Genomic DNA, 20,018 nt, shown 5'->3' with positions numbered 1-20,018 from the left:
AACTAAATCCAATAATCTCATTCTGGCACTCCCCTTGCTATTGCCTGACTGTACCCACAACGGTGTATGCAAGAGGGATAAAAAATGAAAACAAAATTGATGACATTACAAGACGCCACCGGCTTCTTTCGTGACGGCATGACCATCATGGTGGGCGGATTTATGGGGATTGGCACTCCATCCCGCCTGGTTGAAGCATTACTGGAATCTGGTGTTCGCGACCTGACATTGATAGCCAATGATACCGCGTTTGTTGATACCGGCATCGGTCCGCTCATCGTCAATGGTCGAGTCCGCAAAGTGATTGCTTCACATATCGGCACCAACCCGGAAACAGGTCGGCGCATGATATCTGGTGAGATGGACGTCGTTCTGGTGCCGCAAGGTACGCTAATCGAGCAAATTCGCTGTGGTGGAGCTGGACTTGGTGGTTTTCTCACCCCAACGGGTGTCGGCACCGTCGTAGAGGAAGGCAAACAGACACTGACACTCGACGGTAAAACCTGGCTGCTCGAACGCCCACTGCGCGCCGACCTGGCGCTAATTCGCGCTCATCGTTGCGACACACTTGGCAACCTGACCTATCAACTTAGCGCCCGCAACTTTAACCCCCTGATAGCCCTTGCGGCTGATATCACGCTGGTAGAGCCAGATGAACTGGTCGAAACCGGCGAGCTGCAACCTGACCATATTGTCACCCCTGGTGCCGTTATCGACCACATCATCGTTTCACAGGAGAGCAAATAATGGATGCGAAACAACGTATTGCGCGCCGTGTGGCGCAAGAGCTTCGTGATGGTGACATCGTTAACTTAGGGATCGGTTTACCCACAATGGTCGCCAATTATTTACCGGAGGGTATTCATATCACTCTGCAATCGGAAAACGGCTTCCTCGGTTTAGGCCCGGTCACGACAGCGCATCCAGATCTGGTGAACGCTGGCGGGCAACCGTGCGGTGTTTTACCCGGTGCAGCCATGTTTGATAGCGCCATGTCATTTGCGCTAATCCGTGGCGGTCATATTGATGCCTGCGTGCTCGGCGGTTTGCAAGTAGACGAAGAAGCAAACCTCGCGAACTGGGTAGTGCCTGGGAAAATGGTGCCCGGTATGGGTGGCGCGATGGATCTGGTGACCGGGTCGCGCAAAGTGATCATCGCCATGGAACATTGCGCCAAAGATGGTTCAGCAAAAATTTTGCGCAGCTGCACCATGCCACTCACTGCGCAACATGCGGTGCATATGCTGGTTACTGAACTGGCTGTCTTTCGTTTTATTGACGGCAAAATGTGGCTCACCGAAATTGCCGACGGGTGTGATTTAGCCACCGTGCGTGCCAAAACAGAAGCTCGGTTTGAAGTCGCCGCCGATCTGAATACGCAACGGGGTGATTTATGATTGGTCGCATATCGCGTTTTATGACGCGTTTTGTCAGCCGATGGCTTCCCGATCCACTGATCTTTGCCATGTTGCTGACATTGCTAACATTCGTGATCGCGCTTTGGTTAACACCACAAACGCCGATCAGCATGGTGAAAATGTGGGGTGACGGTTTCTGGAACTTGCTGGCGTTTGGTATGCAGATGGCGCTTATCATCGTTACCGGTCATGCCCTTGCCAGCTCTGCTCCGGTGAAAAGTTTGCTGCGTACTGCCGCCTCCGCCGCAAAGACGCCCGTACAGGGCGTCATGCTGGTCACTTTCTTCGGTTCAGTCGCTTGTGTCATCAACTGGGGATTTGGTTTGGTTGTCGGCGCAATGTTTGCCCGTGAAGTCGCCCGGCGAGTCCCCGGTTCTGATTATCCGTTGCTCATTGCCTGCGCCTACATTGGTTTTCTCACCTGGGGTGGCGGCTTCTCTGGATCAATGCCTCTGTTGGCTGCAACACCGGGCAACCCGGTTGAGCATATCGCCGGGCTGATCCCGGTGGGCGATACTCTGTTCAGTGGTTTTAACATTTTCATCACTGTGACGTTGATTGTGGTGATGCCATTTATCACCCGCATGATGATGCCAAAACCGTCTGACGTGGTGAGTATCGATCCGGAACTACTCATGGAAGAGGCTGATTTTCAAAAGCAGCTACCGAAAGATGCCCCACCATCCGAGCGACTGGAAGAAAGCCGCATTCTGACGTTGATCATCGGCGCACTCGGTATCGCTTACCTGGCGATGTACTTCAGCGAACATGGCTTCAACATCACCATCAATACCGTCAACCTGATGTTTATGATTGCGGGTCTGTTGCTACATAAAACGCCAATGGCTTATATGCGTGCTATCAGCGCGGCAGCACGCAGTACTGCCGGTATTCTGGTGCAATTCCCCTTCTACGCTGGGATCCAACTGATGATGGAGCATTCTGGTCTGGGTGGACTCATTACCGAATTCTTCATCAATGTTGCGAACAAAGACACCTTCCCGGTAATGACCTTTTTTAGTTCTGCACTGATTAACTTCGCCGTTCCGTCTGGCGGCGGTCACTGGGTTATTCAGGGACCTTTCGTGATACCCGCAGCCCAGGCGCTGGGCGCTGATCTCGGTAAATCGGTAATGGCGATCGCCTACGGCGAGCAATGGATGAACATGGAACAACCATTCTGGGCGCTGCCAGCACTGGCAATCGCCGGACTCGGTGTCCGCGACATCATGGGCTATTGCATCACTGCCCTGCTCTTCTCCGGCGTCATTTTCGTCATTGGTTTAACGCTGTTCTGACGGCAACCCTACAGACAGAAGGAATATAAAATGAAAAATTGTGTCATCGTCAGTGCGGTACGTACTGCTATCGGTAGTTTTAACGGTTCACTCGCTTCCACCAGCGCCATCGACCTGGGGGCGACAGTAATTAAAGCCGCCATTGAACGTGCAAAAATCGATTCACTACACATTGATGAAGTGATTATGGGTAACGTGTTGCAAGCCGGGTTGGGGCAAAATCCGGCACGTCAGGCACTGTTAAAAAGCGGGCTGGCAGAAACGGTGTGCGGATTCACGGTCAATAAAGTGTGTGGTTCGGGTCTTAAAAGTGTGGCGCTTGCCGCCCAGGCAATTCAGGCAGGTCAGGCGAAGAGCATTGTGGCGGGGGGTATGGAAAATATGAGTTTAGCGCCCTACTTACTCGATGCAAAAGCACGCTCTGGTTATCGTCTTGGAGACGGACAGGTTTATGACGTAATCCTGCGCGATGGCCTGATGTGCGCCACCCATGGTTATCATATGGGGATTACCGCCGAAAACGTGGCTAAAGAGTACGGAATTACCCGTGAAATGCAGGATGAACTGGCGCTACATTCACAGCGTAAAGCGGCAGCCGCAATTGAGTCCGGTGCTTTTACAGCCGAAATCGTCCCGGTAAATGTTGTCACTCGGAAGAAAACCTTCGTCTTCAGTCAAGACGAATTCCCGAAAGCGAATTCAACGGCTGAAGCGTTAGGTGCATTGCGCCCGGCCTTCGATAAAGCAGGAACAGTCACCGCTGGGAACGCGTCTGGTATTAACGACGGTGCTGCCGCTCTGGTGATTATGGAAGAATCTGCGGCGCTGGCAGCAGGCCTTACCCCCCTGGCTCGCATTAAAAGTTATGCCAGCGGTGGCGTGCCTCCCGCATTGATGGGTATGGGGCCAGTACCTGCCACGCAAAAAGCGTTACAACTGGCGGGGCTGCAACTGGCAGACATTGATCTCATCGAAGCTAATGAAGCATTTGCTGCACAGTTCCTCGCCGTTGGGAAAACCCTGGGCTTTGATTCTGAGAAAGTGAATGTCAACGGCGGGGCCATCGCGCTCGGGCATCCTATCGGTGCCAGTGGTGCTCGTATTCTGGTCACACTATTACATGCCATGCAGGCACGCGATAAAACGCTGGGGCTGGCAACACTGTGCATTGGTGGCGGCCAGGGAATTGCGATGGTGATTGAACGGTTGAATTAATCAATAAAAACACCCGATAGCGAAAGTTATCGGGCGTTTTCTTGAACATCGACGGCGAAGGTAACCCCATTAATCACCAGTCAAAACTTTTCACCAGCGTCAGCTCGCCAGCATTACGCATCGGTACAATAAATGTTTCCTGTTTCTCATTGACCGATCCTTCATCGGTGATCAGCGTCAGTTGGGCGGTCGTCAATTCCGTTTCGCTGCGCCCACCATAGTAGTTGATATACACCTGATAGCGCCCGTGAACTGGTGCTGGCATGGCGAAAATCTCGGGTCCGTACCCCGTCGTGACATCCATATCCAGTGCACCACTGTTTTTCAGCACGGTGTTACCGTACCAGGCGTGTTCGCCATCGGGCGTGACAACATGGAGATCGAGATCGGTATTGTCCGTATCCCACGAGAGAACCAGCCGTAAACGTGCACGAATCGTTCCTATACCCGACGTTGAGTAAAACTGCATTTTTTGCCGGCTTTGCCCATCCGGGCTGATGACCTGCACGCTGTTGCTGCCTTCAGTGAAAATATAAGGGCGTGCAAATGAACCATCGGATTCAATTCTCTGCGGCATACTGGCACCGTTGACCACCAGCCGGCCCTGCTGAACTTTACCCGCCGCAGCATAATTCTTTATTTTGCCGCGGATCTGCGCTGAGATATTTTGATCATCTGCCATGTTGACGGACGACGCCGGGTAATTGATCGATTGTGAAAAACTGGCATCTTCGCCCTCTGCCGGATGCCAGCCAGAGAGCGGTGCGTCAATCTCGACTTCCTGCACACCTTCACTGTGAGCGACAGGCGAAAGTGCCACCAGTAACAACGGAAGAAAAATCTTTCGCATAGCATTAGTCCATTAATAATTGTCGGGTCAGCGTTTCGATATAGTTCTCATCAAGCCCGGTGGGATAACCATCAAAGGCCAGGTGCAGATACTCATGGGTTAAATCCAGCCGATCCTGAAGCGTAAAGAAGTTACGAATAAACAGCCGTTTCTGCTGCCGATCGGTATAGGGGAAACCTGAGACTAAACGACAGACCGCAAACACGTCTGGTTCGTTGTACCCCGTCTCGCCTTGTAATATACGCCGCCACTGCGGCATTTTTTTCGCCAGCCAGGCTTTCGCTTTGGGTAATAACTGGCAGGTTGAGCGTGGAGCTCCCCAGCGGCTAAGGCTGTTGTCGGGATAAGCAAACGCGAGTATCTGGTCGTAACGCTCCCCCTGCCCCGCCTGGGCCGTGGCTTGCCGCCAGGAAAGTGTCCCTTCGGTAGCGCGACTGCCATGATAATGAACCGGATCGCCTGCATAGATGAGATCCTGCGTCCAAGCGGTCATCGTTCGCGCCCCCGTGGTCGCTGGCGAAGCAGAAACACGCTGCGTGGCGCTGCTGTCGGGGATGGTCAGGCAATCACCTTCCCGATTGGCGTTTTGCTGTAAAAAAGTACGTATCGCCACGGTCATGGCTTTCGCTGCCTCAGGTGGCGTACTTTTCGCCTCGCGATCCAGAACTCTGGCAACGTACTCTTCACGATCGAGATGCGACTGCAATTTCAGTTTGCCCTTTTCGCTCAGTAAGGTCGTCTCACCGTGGCTGACAAACGTAATGTGGTTACCATTAGTAAACGTCACACGATAGCGCCCATTAAGTACGCCGGGTTTTACTGCCGTCGTACTCTTTTCCGCTGTGATTTTCTTCAGCGGATAGCGGGCAAACAGCTCCACCTCTACACATTGCCCACTGGCAACCTGCATCGGCACTGGCAAAACCCGATTAAGCACCGTCGCATAACGGGTTAGTACCGTTTTGCTGGTGCCACTGCCAGTAACCCACAGCGGTGTACCATCGGTTAACCAGCCAGCAAAACCACCCTGGCGGATTTCCTGTTTATCATCGGCAAACCAGCTCCAGGTTTTCACCCGTACCCGACTACCGAGCATGGATGCGACACCGATTTTCGCCTCGTCCAGCACCACATCCAGTAAGACTTCCTGAGCTTTGTTTTGCGCAGGTAACGTCGCTAATGAATCGAGCAGCGATTTAACCGTTACCGAGGTTTCTGGCTTCAGCGTTGTAAGAGACGCTAACCACGCAGGTGCCTGACGCTGTTGCCAGTATTGCCCCCACACATCTGCGCCAATATGCAACCGCTGCGGCGCAAAATAGAGCCCACAGGAACGTACCAGCGCGGTATCGCGCGTTATGCTCTCCCCAGCCTGACAACAATAAACCTCTTCCGGGGAGTTTCCGCGACACTGGTAGGGCTGCTCCGGTTGATGGGTATCCTCCAGCCAGGCGTAAACATACAGTTTCCACAAACTCCCTAACGGCGTGGTGAGCGAGTCAGGTAATGCTGAGACTTTGGTCACGCCTGATGACGACAGCTGATACAGTTGATCGTGCTGCGCACCGCGCAGCACCAGTTGTAACGGCGTCTCCTCCGCAAGCGTTGGCAGAGTAACCAACGCCAATAGCCAGACGATTCTGCGCCAGTTCACTTATTTCACCTGCATCCCGGTCCATTCACTCCCTGCCGCAACACTTTGCTGCGCAGGTGCATAGGAACGCACATAACGAGCAGGAGGCAGAACGAATTGCCCTTTTTGCGAGAAGCGCAGCAAATGGCGGAAAGTGACCGTTCCCGTCAGTTCTTTCACCGGCACCATATAGGCCAGTTCGCCCATTTCATTACGCGCTTTTTCCAGCAATTGCCCCTGCTGTTTCGCGGCGTTGGGTTTATTGACTGAAATGCCCCATGTTGTGCGCTCAACGTCGGCTCCCGGCGGGAGCGGTACTTCCACCTGACCATAGCGCAGAACTGCATCCTGCTCGCTGGTAAGCGTAATTTCATCGAGATACAGCGCATCGCTGTCAATCTCATTGCTGGTCACCGGCTGCAGAGTAAAGCTCATCTCTTCTTCACCGGGGATAAGCCGATACAACTGGCGTTCAACGGTCACCGGAATGTTACTTTGTTGAGCCGTTTTTGCCGGTTCACGCCAGCGGACCTGCACATTTTGCGGCGATAATTCGTCACCAAAAGAGAGAATGTCCGGCACACCCTGACCAACCCAACGCCAGTCTTCGCCCCCTCCAGTTAACTTATGTTTAGCCCATGCGCCCGCAGGCGCAGGCAAAACAACTGGAGGCATTGTCGCCATATATTTCGCCAGCCAGTTCATGGCCAGCGCGCGCTCAATAGTGGATTGCTCAGCGGTCAAACCACTTAAAATAGCGGCCGTCTGGGTAGCGTCACCACCGCTATTGAGCAGCACAACCGTGTGCGCCAGCGGCTGATTGCTGTTTGCCGCTTTATCCCACGCATATTGCTGAACCTGTGGCATCACCGTGGACTTCAACTGCGCTTTTTTCAGCAACGTCATGGTTAAGACGTTTGCCACCGCATCTGCCAGTGGAGATTCCGGTGTATCGAGGATCAGGCTGTCATTGATATCGCGGATGTCTTCCTCAGAGAAATCTTCATCTTTAGTTCCGCGCCGGGCGATAGCTTCATCCAACCCTTTCAACAACGTTTTGCACGGCAGATTCATCTCCTGTGCCCACGCCAGCACCAGCGCCCGATGCAATAACGGCATGTTATCCGCCTGCTCGGCATAACTGTCGAGCATATGCTGCCAGTATTCCGGTTGTTGCGTTACGCCGAGCGCCTGGCTGGCCTGCCAGTCGGCGTACCATGCCCATGCCGTAAGGAAGGCGTCACCATTGCCATCTTCACCCCACCAGGTAAAGCGCGCTCCGGGCCCCGCCAGTTGCATCAGCCGCAGACGGTTATCCTGAATCATCTGACGAATGTCGTTAGCGGCGGCACTTTGATGATCGGCAAGCGAACGCCAGGCGAGACTGAGCGGGATCAGACGGCTACCGGTGTTGATCACGCCACCCCATGGTCCATCGACTAACGCATCAAGATTGTTGCGGAAAATCTCCTGCGGCGTTTCGCTACTTTGTAGCCGGATATTGCTAGCCTGCTCGGGCAACATCAGCGCGTTCTCGCCACCGCCGAGCATGACATTTTTCTGCTGTTCAACGGGCCAGCTGTTATCCACAAAAGACAGTTTTGTGCTAATGCTGTCCTGCACTTGCCCATTTTGTTGCAGTTCTGCGCTTAACAAGCCAGATTGCTGAATGTTCTGCGCCAGCGAAATATAATTCGCCCCTTTGTGCAGCGTCAGCGTCTGGCGCATCTCAGCGCCGGTAATGACTCCAACTTATTGATAGTGTTTTATGTTCAGATAATGCCCGATGACTTTGTCATGCAGCTCCACCGATTTTGAGAACGACAGCGACTTCCGTCCCAGCCGTGCCAGGTGCTGCCTCAGATTCAGGTTATGCCGCTCAATTCGCTGCGTATATCGCTTGCTGATTACGTGCAGCTTTCCCTTCAGGCGGGATTCATACAGCGGCCAGCCATCCGTCATCCATATCACCACGTCAAAGGGTGACAGCAGGCTCATAAGACGCCCCAGCGTCGCCATAGTGCGTTCACCGAATACGTGCGCAACAACCGTCTTCCGGAGACTGTCATACGCGTAAAACAGCCAGCGCTGGCGCGATTTAGCCCCGACATAGCCCCACTGTTCGTCCATTTCCGCGCAGACGATGACGTCACTGCCCGGCTGTATGCGCGAGGTTACCGACTGCGGCCTGAGTTTTTTAAGTGACGTAAAATCGTGTTGAGGCCAACGCCCATAATGCGTGCAGTTGCCCGGCATCCAACGCCATTCATGGCCATATCAATGATTTTCTGGTGCGTACCGGGTTGAGAAGCGGTGTAAGTGAACTGCAGTTGCCATGTTTTACGGCAGTGAGAGCAGAGATAGCGCTGATGTCCGGCAGTGCTTTTGCCGTTACGCACCACCCCGTCAGTAGCTGAACAGGAGGGACAGCTGATAGAAACAGAAGCCACTGGAGCACCTCAAAAACACCATCATACACTAAATCAGTAAGTTGGCAGCATCACCTGTGCGGCGTTATAAAAAACCGGTTCGAGATTCTTCGGCAGACTGGTCAACGTTTCGTTACGCAGCAGTTTCGCCACGCCTTGTGGATTGATATAGAGCGGAACGATGCCATCAGTGGGTATTACATCCACCATTGCCGGGCGGTTTTTATTCAGTGTTTGCAGGGCGTTATTAACCAGCGTGTCATCGAGGGAGAAAAGCAGCGTTTTGTTTTGCATCGCCAGCGACACGCGGAAAAAATAATCCGACATTAATTGATCGGGTTGCGCCGCCTGCGCTTTCGGATACTGACCGTATCGGGAACTCACTTCGCGACGCCAGATTTGCGCTTCGCCCTGCTGAGTCTGGCTTATCGGCAAAACACCTTCTGGCGCTTTGCTTTCGTGCGCACCAATATTTTGCGTAAACAGTTTCCCTGGCAATTGCGCCTGTTCGGCAGTGCCATCAAACTGACCGACAAACAGCGGGGTTTGCAATTTTGAGTCTTCATACCAGCACAGCCCCGCGGCACCGTCTAACGCCCCATTCAGCTTGTCGTTTTCCTGGCTGATGTGCGAAAGCATCTCTTCGGCAATACCGTGTGAATACGGCACCACCACACAGAAGCTGGCCCCGGCAGGCATACTGTTCCAGACCGGCGTAAAATCGAAACTGGTATCTACGCTGGCGGATTCATCATTTAACGCCACAAAACTGTGCCAGCCGTCGTTACCCATTTCGAAGCGTACGCCAGCAAAAGAAGGCATTAACCGCTGGTAGCCAAAACCCAGCAACCTGGCGCTGACCACGATGCGCTGGCGTACTGGCGTTTTTTCAGCAGCACGCTCTTCCAGGCCAAAGCTTGCTTGCCAGCGTTTTTTGCCGCTCAACAAATCACCTGCGATCGCCGTGGCTTCGGTATCCTGCTGATCATCTTTAAACAACATATCCGTGCTGGAAAACACCAGCATCTTGTCCTGATAAGTCGCGAACATCAGGGCGTTATTGCCGTTATAGCGCAACTGATAAACAGGAATAGTTTCACTATTTATCTTGATGCTACTGATTTCCGTTTTGCTTAACTGGCTGTCGCTGGTAGCGGCAAACAACAATGGCTCCAGCAGTTTGCTTAAACCACTGCGCTGGATCAGCACCATGTAATGTGAAAGATGGCCTTGTTTATCGTGCCATAGCGCAGCCTGCGCGGGCTGATCTAAGAGTGACGAAAAGAGTTTATCTTTCAGCGTGAGATCGTGTTCATAGACAATGCGACGAATGCTGCCTTCAATGCCCAGACGATCGGCATGATTCTGATAATAGAAAACGAAATCTTCACTCAGAACATCGTGGAGAAACGGAATGGTGAGGAGATCTTTGGGAAGCTGGCTCAGAGAGTCGCTGTCGAGAAAGAGGTCCGGCTCATTGAGATCGATTTGCAGATTGTTGTGCACCACCAGCGGCGACAACGTTTTTTCTGGCCCACTGCCAGCATATTGCAACGCCCAGACACCAGCGGAAAGCAGTACTATTGCGCCAAAACCTACAAGACCATAGAACCGCCAGCCTTTCGCTTTTTTTCACCACTCATTGCCACATTCCTTGTGTATAGCCAGCCATTTTTTACGGGCACAGCCAAACTTTACCGTGCCCTAATACGACAAAAGCCCAGACTTTGCAGCCTGGACTTTTCAATTCAAACAAGGGAGATAGCTCCCTTTTGGCATGAAGAAGTAAAATTATTCTTCTTCTGGCTCGTCGTCAACGTCCACTTCCGGAGCGATTTCATCGTCCCCTTCCGCGGCACTGCCGTCGATGGTATCGAGATCTTCCTCGTCAACCGGTTCAGCAACACGTTGCAGACCCACTACGTTTTCATCTTCCGCAGTACGGATGAGGATCACGCCCTGGGTGTTACGGCCCACGATGCTGATTTCTGAAACGCGAGTACGTACCAGCGTACCGGCATCGGTGATCATCATGATCTGGTCGCAGTCATCTACCTGTACCGCGCCAACCACTAAACCGTTACGTTCGGTAACCTTGATGGAGATAACCCCTTTCGTCGCACGCGACTTGGTTGGGTATTCCGCCACTGCGGTACGTTTACCGTAACCGTTTTGCGTTGCGGTGAGGATTGCGCCATCGCCACGAGGCACGATCAGAGAGACGACTTTATCGCCTTCACCTAAGCGAATACCGCGAACACCGGTGGTGTTGCAGCCCATCGCACGGACAGAAGACTCTTTAAAGCGCACCACTTTACCTTCGGCGGAGAACAGCATTACTTCGTCTTCGCCGCTGGTCAGGTCAACGCCGATCAGCTCATCGCCTTCAACCAGTTTGATCGCCACTTTACCGGCGGTACGCAGACGGTTGAATTCGGTGAGGACGGTTTTCTTCACAGTACCGTTAGCGGTCGCCATGAAGACTTTCACGCCTTCTTCAAACTCGGTCACTGGCAGGATCGCGGTGATACGTTCGTCCTGCTCCAGCGGCAGCAGGTTGACGATCGGACGACCGCGCGCGCCACGAGTGGCCTCCGGCAACTGGTAAACTTTCATCGAATAGACGCGACCACGGCTGGAGAAGCACAGAATATGGTCGTGCGTGTTTGCCACCAGCAGTCGGTCGATAAAGTCTTCTTCTTTAATACGTGCGGCAGATTTACCTTTCCCGCCACGACGCTGCGCTTCGTATTCAGAAAGCGGCTGATATTTAACATAGCCCTGGTGAGAGAGCGTCACGACCACATCTTCCTGGGTGATCAGATCTTCCAGGTTGATGTCTGCGCTGTTGGCGGTGATTTCAGTACGACGTTTGTCACCGAACTGTTCACGAACCAGCTCCAGCTCTTCACGGATCACTTCCATCAGACGATCGGCGCTACCAAGAATACGCAACAGTTCCGCGATCTGATCCAGCAGCTCTTTGTATTCGTCGAGCAGTTTTTCGTGCTCAAGGCCGGTCAGTTTCTGCAAACGCAGATCCAGAATCGCCTGAGCTTGCTGTTCGGTCAGGTAGTACAGACCATCACGCACGCCGAACTCTGGCTCCAGCCATTCCGGACGCGCAGCATCGTCGCCAGCACGTTCCAGCATCGCGGCAACGTTGCCCAGCTGCCACGGATTAGCCACCAGCGCAGTTTTCGCTTCTGCAGGCGTCGGCGCATGACGGATCAGTTCGATGATCGGGTCGATGTTCGCCAGCGCCACGGCTAGTGCTTCAAGGATATGAGCACGATCGCGAGCTTTACGCAGTTCGAAAATAGTACGACGGGTCACCACTTCACGGCGGTGACGAACAAACGCCGCGATGATATCTTTCAGGTTCATGATCTTCGGCTGACCATGGTGCAATGCCACCATGTTGATACCGAAAGAAACCTGCAACTGGGTCTGGGAGTAGAGGTTGTTGAGCACAACTTCACCGACCGCATCGCGTTTAACTTCAATCACGATGCGCATACCGTCTTTGTCAGACTCGTCACGCAGCGCGCTGATGCCTTCCACGCGTTTTTCTTTTACCAGTTCCGCAATCTTCTCGATCAGGCGCGCTTTGTTTACCTGATACGGAATTTCGTGGACGATAATGGTTTCACGCCCGGTTTTGGCGTCGACTTCCACTTCAGCACGGGCGCGGATGTACACCTTGCCACGACCGGTACGGTAAGCTTCTTCAATACCGCGACGACCGTTAATGATTGCCGCCGTCGGGAAGTCCGGCCCCGGGATGTGTTCCATCAGCCCTTCAATGCTGATGTCTTCATCATCGATATACGCCAGACAACCGTTGATGACTTCCGTCAGGTTGTGCGGCGGGATGTTGGTTGCCATACCTACGGCGATACCGGAAGAACCGTTCACCAGCAGGTTAGGAATTTTGGTTGGCATGACGTCCGGAATTTTTTCCGTGCCGTCATAGTTATCAACGAAATCGACCGTCTCTTTTTCGAGATCGGCCATCAGTTCATGGGCAATTTTCGCCAGACGGATTTCCGTATAACGCATTGCCGCCGCAGAGTCGCCGTCGATGGAACCGAAGTTACCCTGACCGTCTACCAGCATGTAACGCAGCGAGAATGGCTGCGCCATACGGACGATCGTGTCATAAACCGCCGAGTCACCATGGGGATGGTATTTACCGATTACGTCACCAACGACACGGGCAGATTTTTTATAGGCTTTGTTCCAGTCATTGCCTAGTACGTTCATGGCGTAAAGTACGCGACGGTGTACCGGCTTCAGGCCATCTCGGACATCCGGCAGCGCACGGCCAACAATGACCGACATCGCATAATCCAGATAGGAGCTCTTCAGCTCTTCCTCAATGTTGACCGGTGTAATTTCTCTCGCAAGGTCGCTCATCTAACCGCTATCCCTCTACTGTATCCCGGATTCAAAGGTCGCAAATTATAACACAGCCGCGCAGTTTGAGGTAAACCTATACGCTTTATTCACATCCAATGCCTGATATACTCGTTTGTCTTGCCAATTACGGAGTAGAAGTGCCAATGAATGCCGAAAAATCGCCGGAAAACCATAACGTAGACCACGAAGAGATCGCTAAATTTGAAGCCGTCGCCTCCCGCTGGTGGGATCTTGAAGGTGAGTTCAAACCGTTGCACCGCATTAACCCGCTGCGTCTGGGCTATATTGCCGAGCGTGCTGGCGGTTTATTTGGCAAAAAGGTGCTCGATGTCGGTTGTGGCGGCGGCATTCTGGCCGAGAGTATGGCGCGCGAAGGCGCGACGGTGACCGGTCTGGATATGGGCTTTGAGCCATTGCAGGTGGCAAAGCTGCACGCGCTGGAAAGCGGCATTCAGGTGGATTACGTGCAGGAAACCGTGGAAGAGCACGCGGCAAAACATGCCGGGCAGTATGATGTGGTGACCTGCATGGAGATGCTGGAGCACGTACCCGATCCGCAGTCAGTGGTCAGAGCCTGTGCGCAACTGGTGAAACCAGGCGGCGATGTCTTTTTCTCGACGCTTAACCGCAACGGCAAGTCATGGCTGATGGCGGTGGTTGGCGCGGAATATATTTTGCGCATGGTGCCCAAAGGTACGCATGATGTGAAGAAGTTTATTAAACCGGCAGAGCTGCTTGGCTGGGTGGATCAGACCAGTTTAAAAGAGCGACATATAACCGGGCTACATTACAACCCGATCACTAATTCCTTTAAGCTCGGCCCCGGCGTGGATGTGAACTATATGCTGCACACGCAGAATAAGTGAGGTTGATGTTTGGCCGCGCCAATGCCTGATGCGACGCTTGCAGCGTCTTATCAGGCCTACAAATGCTCTCCGTAGGCCAGATAAGGCGTTTACGCCGCATCCGGCAATTGTGATGGTCAGACAGCGATTACCATTTCACCGTCATCGACAAAAACCCTGCCGTCTGGGCAAAATCATCACTCCCTTTCTGCCACGCCACGCTGCCGCGCAGGGACACTCGCTGACTGATATTGCCCGTGACTCCCACTTTTATTTCACCCCGTCGCTTCACCGCATCGTCACTGATAGTGCTGCCATCTTCTTCAATTTCCGTCGCATGGGGATCGTGATAATAATTCAGATCTAATGTTGGTGTGACACCAACCGCGGTACGCCATTCGCTGTGTAAACCCAGCCGCGTCTGAATATCATCCCCCTGCGATTGTGACACGCGCGCATGGTTAGCGGCGGTAAAATCATCCTGCTGCACGCCCTGATAAATCACCTGCGCCTGCGGTTCAATCACCACACCACGCCCCGGTAACCACTGATACCCGGCTTCCAGCGAGGCGATAATCCCCGACGAATGGTAATGATCTGTGCCATCTTCATGTTCAGAAACATCATTGCTAAACCACGCGTACTGCAACCAGTTATCCAGCCAGGCCCCCTGCTTCTGATTACCGTGCTGATACCAGCTTGAGGTCAGCCCAACGGCATAACCGTGGTTCTGGTTATCGGCGCGAGTTCCGGTCATATTCGAGCGGCTGTCGCCCTGATTATCACTGTAGCTACCAACCGCCCCAAGCATCCACTCGCCATCCGTGCCCCAGCGCCCGCTAAACAAGCCGCCGCTAAGCTGCACCGTAGAAGTGTCTTCCTGCTGAGCCAGTTGCCCTGCCGCCGTGTAATGATAACGTCCGCCGATAACACGTAAATTCAGCGTCTGACCATCGCCACCAGCGTGATCGCGTCGCTCCATCATAAACGCCTGATTTGCCGCCCGCAGGTTATTGAGATAACCGCCAACTTTGGCATTCAGCACCGGCTGGTAAGCAGGCGTAGGGGCCGGGTCGGGGGTTGGGTCAGGATCCGGTGTGGGATCAGGATCGGGAGTCGGGTTGGGATTAGGTGGCGATGGCGGCGTTACTTCTTGCGATCGCAGATACCAGTCGTTGTTATCTTCCACCAGCGTGTAGTCATACGCTCCCATATTGACGTAGCCGCTGCCTGCCAGACTGAACTGCGCATTGTTTTGAAACTGCGTGGGATCAGCTGCGAAATCAACCACTTTAATGCCTGTCGATGTCGGCTCACCAATCCCTGTAATAGAGTTAACCACCACCGTGGTATTGCCAGCAGTATTACCGTTCATCACCAATTGATCGCTTACCGAGTCATCGCCGTTTAATTCGCTATCGAGCAGTAGCGTACCGCCGCCGGTATAATCACCGTTTACCGTCAGCGTATCGCCAGCGACGCCATTTTGCAGGCTAACCGCACCGGACGTATTGGTCAGATCACCATTAACCGTCACGTCGGCAAGATAGGTCAGGCTGTCAGTTTCAAGGTTGGTATTAAGCTCACCTGTCAACGTCACGCCATCGGTAGCATTCACCAGCGTCCCATCGCCGTTAAACAATGAGGCATTAAGGGCGACGGAAGTATCCTGCCCGGTCAGACGCAAAACCGTACCATCGCTGATATCGATAGTGCCGCTGGAAGTAGCATCGATAGACTGAATATCCTGATCCGCGCCAGTAACGAACGCCGCCCCATCACCGACCCACAGTGACGAAGCATAAGGAAAGATATCCGCAACATCGCCTTTCAGGGTGCCTTCTTCGACACGTACTGCCGACTGCGTTGTACCGCTGGCGGTCAGCTCCAGCGTACCCGCCCCCGTTTTAGTAAATGTGCTACCCTCATCCTGATGCTGCCCGCTGCTGTCAGCCATCAGTGCGCCCCACTGCGTGTCTACCCCCGCATCAACTGCCACTTCACCGTCGGCGCGCATTTCAATATCACGCCCATGCTCAGTCGTCGTAGAGCGAGTATCGACATTGGCAGTAATCTCCATCACGCTTTCTTGTTGCTTATCGGTAAAGATAACCTGGCGGTTATAGTGGGTATCTCCAAGCTGCGAGTTGTCGCTCACCATCAGCGTACCGGAGGCGATTTGTGTTGTGCCCAAATAACTATTATTGTTTGCCAGACTTACCTGCCCGTCGCTCGCATCGACCACCACGTAGACGCCATCTTTCCCGTCGCCGCCGATATGCAAATTGTCGCCACCTGCAAGATCTACCACATCCTGACTGCCGATAACCGTTCCGCTGCTGCCACTGACTTCAAGGCCATCATTGTATGATGTGCCGCTCTGCCAGGTGGAGAAATCAGAGAGATCGAGCACACCGCCGTTTAACACGATCGACTGCGGATCGTCCTGGAGAGCGGCGAGATCTGCCGCGTCGCCTTCCAGCGAAAGCACCGCACCATCATCAACGACTATATCGCCGGTTAGCGCCATCGACTGCGCCCCCGACAGCACGTAGCTGCCGTTTTGCGCAATGGTGAGCTGACCAGCACCTTCGATGGTGCCAGCAAAACTGCCTTGATTAACAGTAACATTGCCACCAGCATCGATATTTAAAGTGCCATTCTGAAAGCCCGTCAATGAGTGCACAAAGGTTTGTTGGGTGGAGCCAACGTTTAGCTCTGCCTGATTCTGGTACTTATCAATACTCCCTATCGTCAGACCGTAGCAGTCTTGCGGATCGTCCTGGCAATGCGTATCGCCGACATTCATCAGGGAGTTGCTGCGGCCCAGGGTAACTTCACCGTTTTCAATCTGCATCTCACCAGTAAAGTCATTGTTATCTGCATTAAGTACCAGATCGCCGGAACCTGTTTTGGTGATCAACCCGGTACCAGCAATAGAGTCAACAGCTCCGTCATTCTCTGTATTGCCAATAACCAGCGTTTTTCCGTCGGCAATTAGACTGGCCCCCTGAATCTCCAGACAACCAGTATCACTTAAATAAGTGATAGTCTTAATACTAGTTTTTAGACTAGTCATTGGAGTACAGATGATTGATGTCTTAGGGCCGGAGAAACGCAGACGGCGTACCACACAGGAAAAGATCGCAATTGTTCAGCAGAGCTTTGAACCGGGGATGACGGTCTCCCTCGTTGCCCGGCAACATGGTGTAGCAGCCAGCCAGTTATTTCTCTGGCGTAAGCAATACCAGGAAGGAAGTCTTACTGCTGTGGCCGCCGGAGAACAGGTTGTTCCTGCCTCTGAACTTGCTGCCGCCATGAAGCAGATTAAAGAACTCCAGCGCCTGCTCGGCAAGAAAACGATGGAAAATGAACTCCTCAAAGAAGCCGTTGAATATGGACGGGCAAAAAAGTGGATAGCGCACGCGCCCTTATTGCCCGGGGATGGGGAGTAAGCTTAGTCAGCCGTTGTCTCCGGGTGTCGCGTGCGCAGTTGCACGTCATTCTCAGACGAACCGATGACTGGATGGATGGCCGCCGCAGTCGTCACACTGATGATACGGATGTGCTTCTCCGTATACACCATGTTATCGGAGAGCTGCCCACGTATGGTTATCGTCGGGTATGGGCGCTGCTTCGCAGACAGGCAGAACTTGATGGTATGCCTGCGATCAATGCCAAACGTGTTTACCGGATCATGCGCCAGAATGCGCTGTTGCTTGAGCGAAAACCTGCTGTACCGCCATCGAAACGGGCACATACAGGCAGAGTGGCCGTGAAAGAAAGTAATCAGCGATGGTGCTCTGACGGGTTCGAGTTCTGCTGTGATAACGGAGAGAGACTGCGTGTCACGTTCGCGCTGGACTGCTGTGATCGTGAGGCACTGCACTGGGCGGTGACTACCGGCGGCTTCAACAGTGAAACAGTACAGGACGTCATGCTGGGAGCGGTGGAACGCCGCTTCGGCAACGATCTTCCGTCGTCTCCAGTGGAGTGGCTGACGGATAATGGTTCATGCTACCGGGCTAATGAAACACGCCAGTTCGCCCGGATGTTGGGACTTGAACCGAAGAACACGGCGGTGCGGAGTCCGGAGAGTAACGGAATAGCAGAGAGCTTCGTGAAAACGATAAAGCGTGACTACATCAGTATCATGCCCAAACCAGACGGGTTAACGGCAGCAAAGAACCTTGCAGAGGCGTTCGAGCATTATAACGAATGGCATCCGCATAGTGCGCTGGGTTATCGCTCGCCACGGGAATATCTGCGGCAGCGGGCTTGTAATGGGTTAAGTGATAACAGATGTCTGGAAATATAGGGGCAAATCCAGCAATATCAAAGGTAACTTCACTTAAGCCGAGATACATAAAGCCACCCGCCGCAGTGGAAGGACCATCTCCATAGCCTGCTGCGCTGTTGTTCTCATCCACTAACACGCCGCCGTTCTGGCTGTAGCTGTCATCAACAGAAATATCAATAAGATAGGGAGCCGTCGCGCTATTGGTATATATCGCCCCGCCATAACCTTCGGCAGTGTTATTTGTAAAGGCAGTGTTATTTATTATCGTATAACCTGGAGGATGCTTGCTGTCGCTATTATTATCGGTAACATCGATTGCCCCGCCATCGCCATCACTGTAACTTGTTGATGTATATGCCTGGTTGTTATCAAAAATAACATCACTTAAATAGACGTCATTATTAATGGTATAAATTGCGCCACCTTTGCCATCATTAGCGATATTATTGCGAAACATGGCGTTAGTGACACTTAAATCGACGGCACCAGTATCGTTAGTACCAGAAGAATAGATTGCGCCACCATAGCCGCCTGCGACGTTACCGGAAAAAATGACATCAGTAAGATTCAGCGTTGAGTTTTCTTTAGCAAATATGGCCCCGCCGTTATAATATTCTCCTGTAACGGTGTTATTGGCAAACAGAGTCATTCCAGTTTCGTTTTCTGGTGATAATGTAAATTCCGCTCCTTGTTGCAAAAATACGGCCCCACCGCTGGCATTATTGGTCATATCCGAAAAAACCAGCCATTGCCCATCGGCGATACTCCAGTCCTGCGTAATGCCTGAAAGGCTTTGCCTGCTGGCGTGACAACTCGCTTTGATATCATATCCCTGGCATAAATCAATGGCCGCCGCGACACCGTTAGCAGAGAAAAGAGATGCAATCATTGACGGGAGTAGAGATAAATACTCCTTGCGTAGAAAGATAATCCGCATATTAATCTGACCATCATTTTATATAAGACGGCATATTTAAACGCATTATACAATATGGGTTATCTTTCTTTTGTAAATTGTCCAACCCGATGCAATGGCTATTTTGTTATTATTTGATGAATAATATCAGTGCGTCATAATTCAAGTTAATAACCTTAAGGGATACCAGTTATATTTAAACTAAATTATAGTAATGAATAATTTTCTTATAATATAAGGTAAATTAACAAAATGGCTTCGCATTTAACAATAACCGAATAGAAAACAACCATTTCGACATCAACAATCGCTTACATTCGCTTATATATTGACCACAACTGATACATCAGATTATGTGATGACTCGTGCTTAGATCAATTTTTGCAATCATTAACAAAAAGATTAATAAACCATCTATATCAATTTATCCAACCTATTCTGCCGTTCAAGAAATCGCCGAACAGTTATTTTTAACAAATTTTTCTCTTCCCATTGACTTTCCCGGACACCTTGTCTGACCTAAGGTGCGCGAAAGCCACTTTTTCCTTCCTGAGTTATCCACAAAGTTATGCACTTGCAAGAGGGTCATTTTCACACTATCTTGCAGTGAATCCCAAACATACCCCCTATATATAGTGTTCTAAGCAGCTTCCCTTACTACAGGTAGTCTGCATGAAACTATTGCGGAAAGA

Annotated in this window: 11 protein-coding genes and 4 pseudogenes; 6 read left to right on the top strand and 9 right to left on the bottom strand. The window is 52.3% G+C overall.

What is annotated here, in order from left to right; all coding sequences use genetic code 11:
• The first annotated feature begins 84 nt into the window (after nt 1-84).
• The 4 genes from atoD to atoB are packed head-to-tail and all read left to right on the top strand — an operon-like array spanning nt 85 to nt 3,931.
• Nucleotides 85-747: an acetate CoA-transferase subunit alpha gene (atoD, locus tag C1P89_RS02805; protein ID WP_000850540.1), complete on the top strand. Its 663-nt coding sequence runs from the start codon at nt 85-87 to the stop codon at nt 745-747.
• Nucleotides 747-1,397, top strand: a complete 651-nt coding sequence (atoA, locus tag C1P89_RS02800) for an acetate CoA-transferase subunit beta (RefSeq protein WP_000339067.1) — start codon at nt 747-749, stop codon at nt 1,395-1,397. The genes atoD and atoA overlap by 1 nt, the downstream gene beginning before the upstream one ends.
• Complete coding sequence (locus C1P89_RS02795) at nt 1,394-2,716, top strand: TIGR00366 family protein (RefSeq protein WP_000580283.1); 1,323 nt, start codon at nt 1,394-1,396, stop codon at nt 2,714-2,716. Before atoA ends, C1P89_RS02795 begins: the two co-directional genes overlap by 4 nt.
• A 30-nt stretch (nt 2,717-2,746) precedes the next feature.
• On the top strand, nt 2,747-3,931 hold the full coding sequence (atoB, locus tag C1P89_RS02790; protein WP_000786516.1) for an acetyl-CoA acetyltransferase: 1,185 nt from the start codon (nt 2,747-2,749) through the stop codon (nt 3,929-3,931).
• A gap of 73 nt (nt 3,932-4,004) precedes the next feature.
• On the opposite strand, the gene C1P89_RS02785 is transcribed toward atoB, so the two are convergent.
• The 6 genes and pseudogenes from C1P89_RS02785 to gyrA form a co-directional block, all read right to left on the bottom strand.
• Nucleotides 4,005-4,781, bottom strand: coding sequence for a YfaP family protein (locus C1P89_RS02785; protein ID WP_001225862.1), 777 nt, complete (start codon nt 4,779-4,781; stop codon nt 4,005-4,007).
• Between the two features lie 4 nt (nt 4,782-4,785).
• The gene (locus C1P89_RS02780) at nt 4,786-6,435 is read right to left on the bottom strand and encodes a YfaQ family protein (protein ID WP_001104533.1); all 1,650 of its coding nucleotides are present in this window, start codon (nt 6,433-6,435) and stop codon (nt 4,786-4,788) included.
• Nucleotides 6,436-8,151: pseudogene (locus C1P89_RS02775) on the bottom strand (alpha-2-macroglobulin family protein); the annotation flags it as partial.
• 15 nt (nt 8,152-8,166) lie between these two features.
• Nucleotides 8,167-8,864, bottom strand: a protein-coding gene (locus C1P89_RS02770; RefSeq protein ID WP_094096600.1) for an IS1-like element IS1A family transposase whose coding sequence is annotated in 2 segments (ribosomal slippage) — nt 8,167-8,615 and nt 8,615-8,864 — 699 coding nt in all. Because the reading frame shifts where the segments join, the coding sequence is not laid out codon by codon here.
• A 45-nt stretch (nt 8,865-8,909) separates the two neighbouring features.
• Nucleotides 8,910-10,427 (bottom strand): annotated as a pseudogene (locus C1P89_RS02765) (DUF2138 domain-containing protein); the annotation flags it as partial.
• Between the two features lie 207 nt (nt 10,428-10,634).
• Entirely contained in the window at nt 10,635-13,262 is a 2,628-nt protein-coding gene (gene gyrA, locus C1P89_RS02760) for a DNA topoisomerase (ATP-hydrolyzing) subunit A (protein ID WP_001281251.1), read from the bottom strand.
• A gap of 146 nt (nt 13,263-13,408) precedes the next feature.
• On the opposite strand from gyrA, the gene ubiG reads away from it, so the two are divergent.
• Nucleotides 13,409-14,131: a bifunctional 2-polyprenyl-6-hydroxyphenol methylase/3-demethylubiquinol 3-O-methyltransferase UbiG gene (ubiG, locus tag C1P89_RS02755; protein ID WP_000990752.1), complete on the top strand. Its 723-nt coding sequence runs from the start codon at nt 13,409-13,411 to the stop codon at nt 14,129-14,131.
• Nucleotides 14,132-14,258: 127 nt separating this feature from the next.
• Here the strand turns inward: ubiG and yfaL are convergent.
• Nucleotides 14,259-17,108 (bottom strand): annotated as a pseudogene (gene yfaL / locus C1P89_RS02750) (AIDA-I family autotransporter adhesin YfaL/EhaC); the annotation flags it as partial.
• Nucleotides 17,109-17,199: 91 nt separating this feature from the next.
• On the opposite strand from yfaL, the gene C1P89_RS02745 reads away from it, so the two are divergent.
• A protein-coding gene (locus C1P89_RS02745; protein ID WP_088895425.1) for an IS3-like element IS2 family transposase occupies nt 17,200-18,428 on the top strand; the annotation gives its coding sequence in 2 pieces (ribosomal slippage) (nt 17,200-17,515 and nt 17,515-18,428; 1,230 coding nt in all).
• Nucleotides 18,429-18,438: 10 nt separating this feature from the next.
• Here C1P89_RS02745 and C1P89_RS02740 read toward each other — a convergent pair.
• Together C1P89_RS02740 and ypaB are read right to left on the bottom strand one after the other, a co-directional pair.
• Nucleotides 18,439-19,347 (bottom strand): annotated as a pseudogene (locus C1P89_RS02740) (AIDA-I family autotransporter YfaL); the annotation flags it as partial.
• 424 nt (nt 19,348-19,771) lie between these two features.
• Complete coding sequence (gene ypaB / locus C1P89_RS26230) at nt 19,772-19,915, bottom strand: protein YpaB (RefSeq protein WP_001753443.1); 144 nt, start codon at nt 19,913-19,915, stop codon at nt 19,772-19,774.
• Nucleotides 19,916-20,018 lie beyond the last annotated feature (103 nt).

The sequence above is a fragment of the Shigella sonnei genome (genome assembly GCF_002950395.1).
In the GTDB taxonomy this organism is placed as follows: domain Bacteria; phylum Pseudomonadota; class Gammaproteobacteria; order Enterobacterales; family Enterobacteriaceae; genus ECMA0423.
This window is presented reverse-complemented; position numbering and strand designations above follow the sequence as displayed.

What these genes read in the sequence shown, in the direction of transcription:
- atoD (WP_000850540.1), top strand. Translation starts at nt 85, where the DNA reads ATGAAAACAAAATTGATGACATTACAAGACGCCACCGGCTTCTTTCGT.
- atoA (WP_000339067.1), top strand. Translation starts at nt 747, where the DNA reads ATGGATGCGAAACAACGTATTGCGCGCCGTGTGGCGCAAGAGCTTCGT.
- C1P89_RS02795 (WP_000580283.1), top strand. Translation starts at nt 1,394, where the DNA reads ATGATTGGTCGCATATCGCGTTTTATGACGCGTTTTGTCAGCCGATGG.
- atoB (WP_000786516.1), top strand. Translation starts at nt 2,747, where the DNA reads ATGAAAAATTGTGTCATCGTCAGTGCGGTACGTACTGCTATCGGTAGT.
- C1P89_RS02785 (WP_001225862.1), bottom strand. Translation starts at nt 4,781, where the DNA reads ATGCGAAAGATTTTTCTTCCGTTGTTACTGGTGGCACTTTCGCCTGTC.
- gyrA (WP_001281251.1), bottom strand. Translation starts at nt 13,262, where the DNA reads ATGAGCGACCTTGCGAGAGAAATTACACCGGTCAACATTGAGGAAGAG.
- ubiG (WP_000990752.1), top strand. Translation starts at nt 13,409, where the DNA reads ATGAATGCCGAAAAATCGCCGGAAAACCATAACGTAGACCACGAAGAG.
- ypaB (WP_001753443.1), bottom strand. Translation starts at nt 19,915, where the DNA reads ATGACCCTCTTGCAAGTGCATAACTTTGTGGATAACTCAGGAAGGAAA.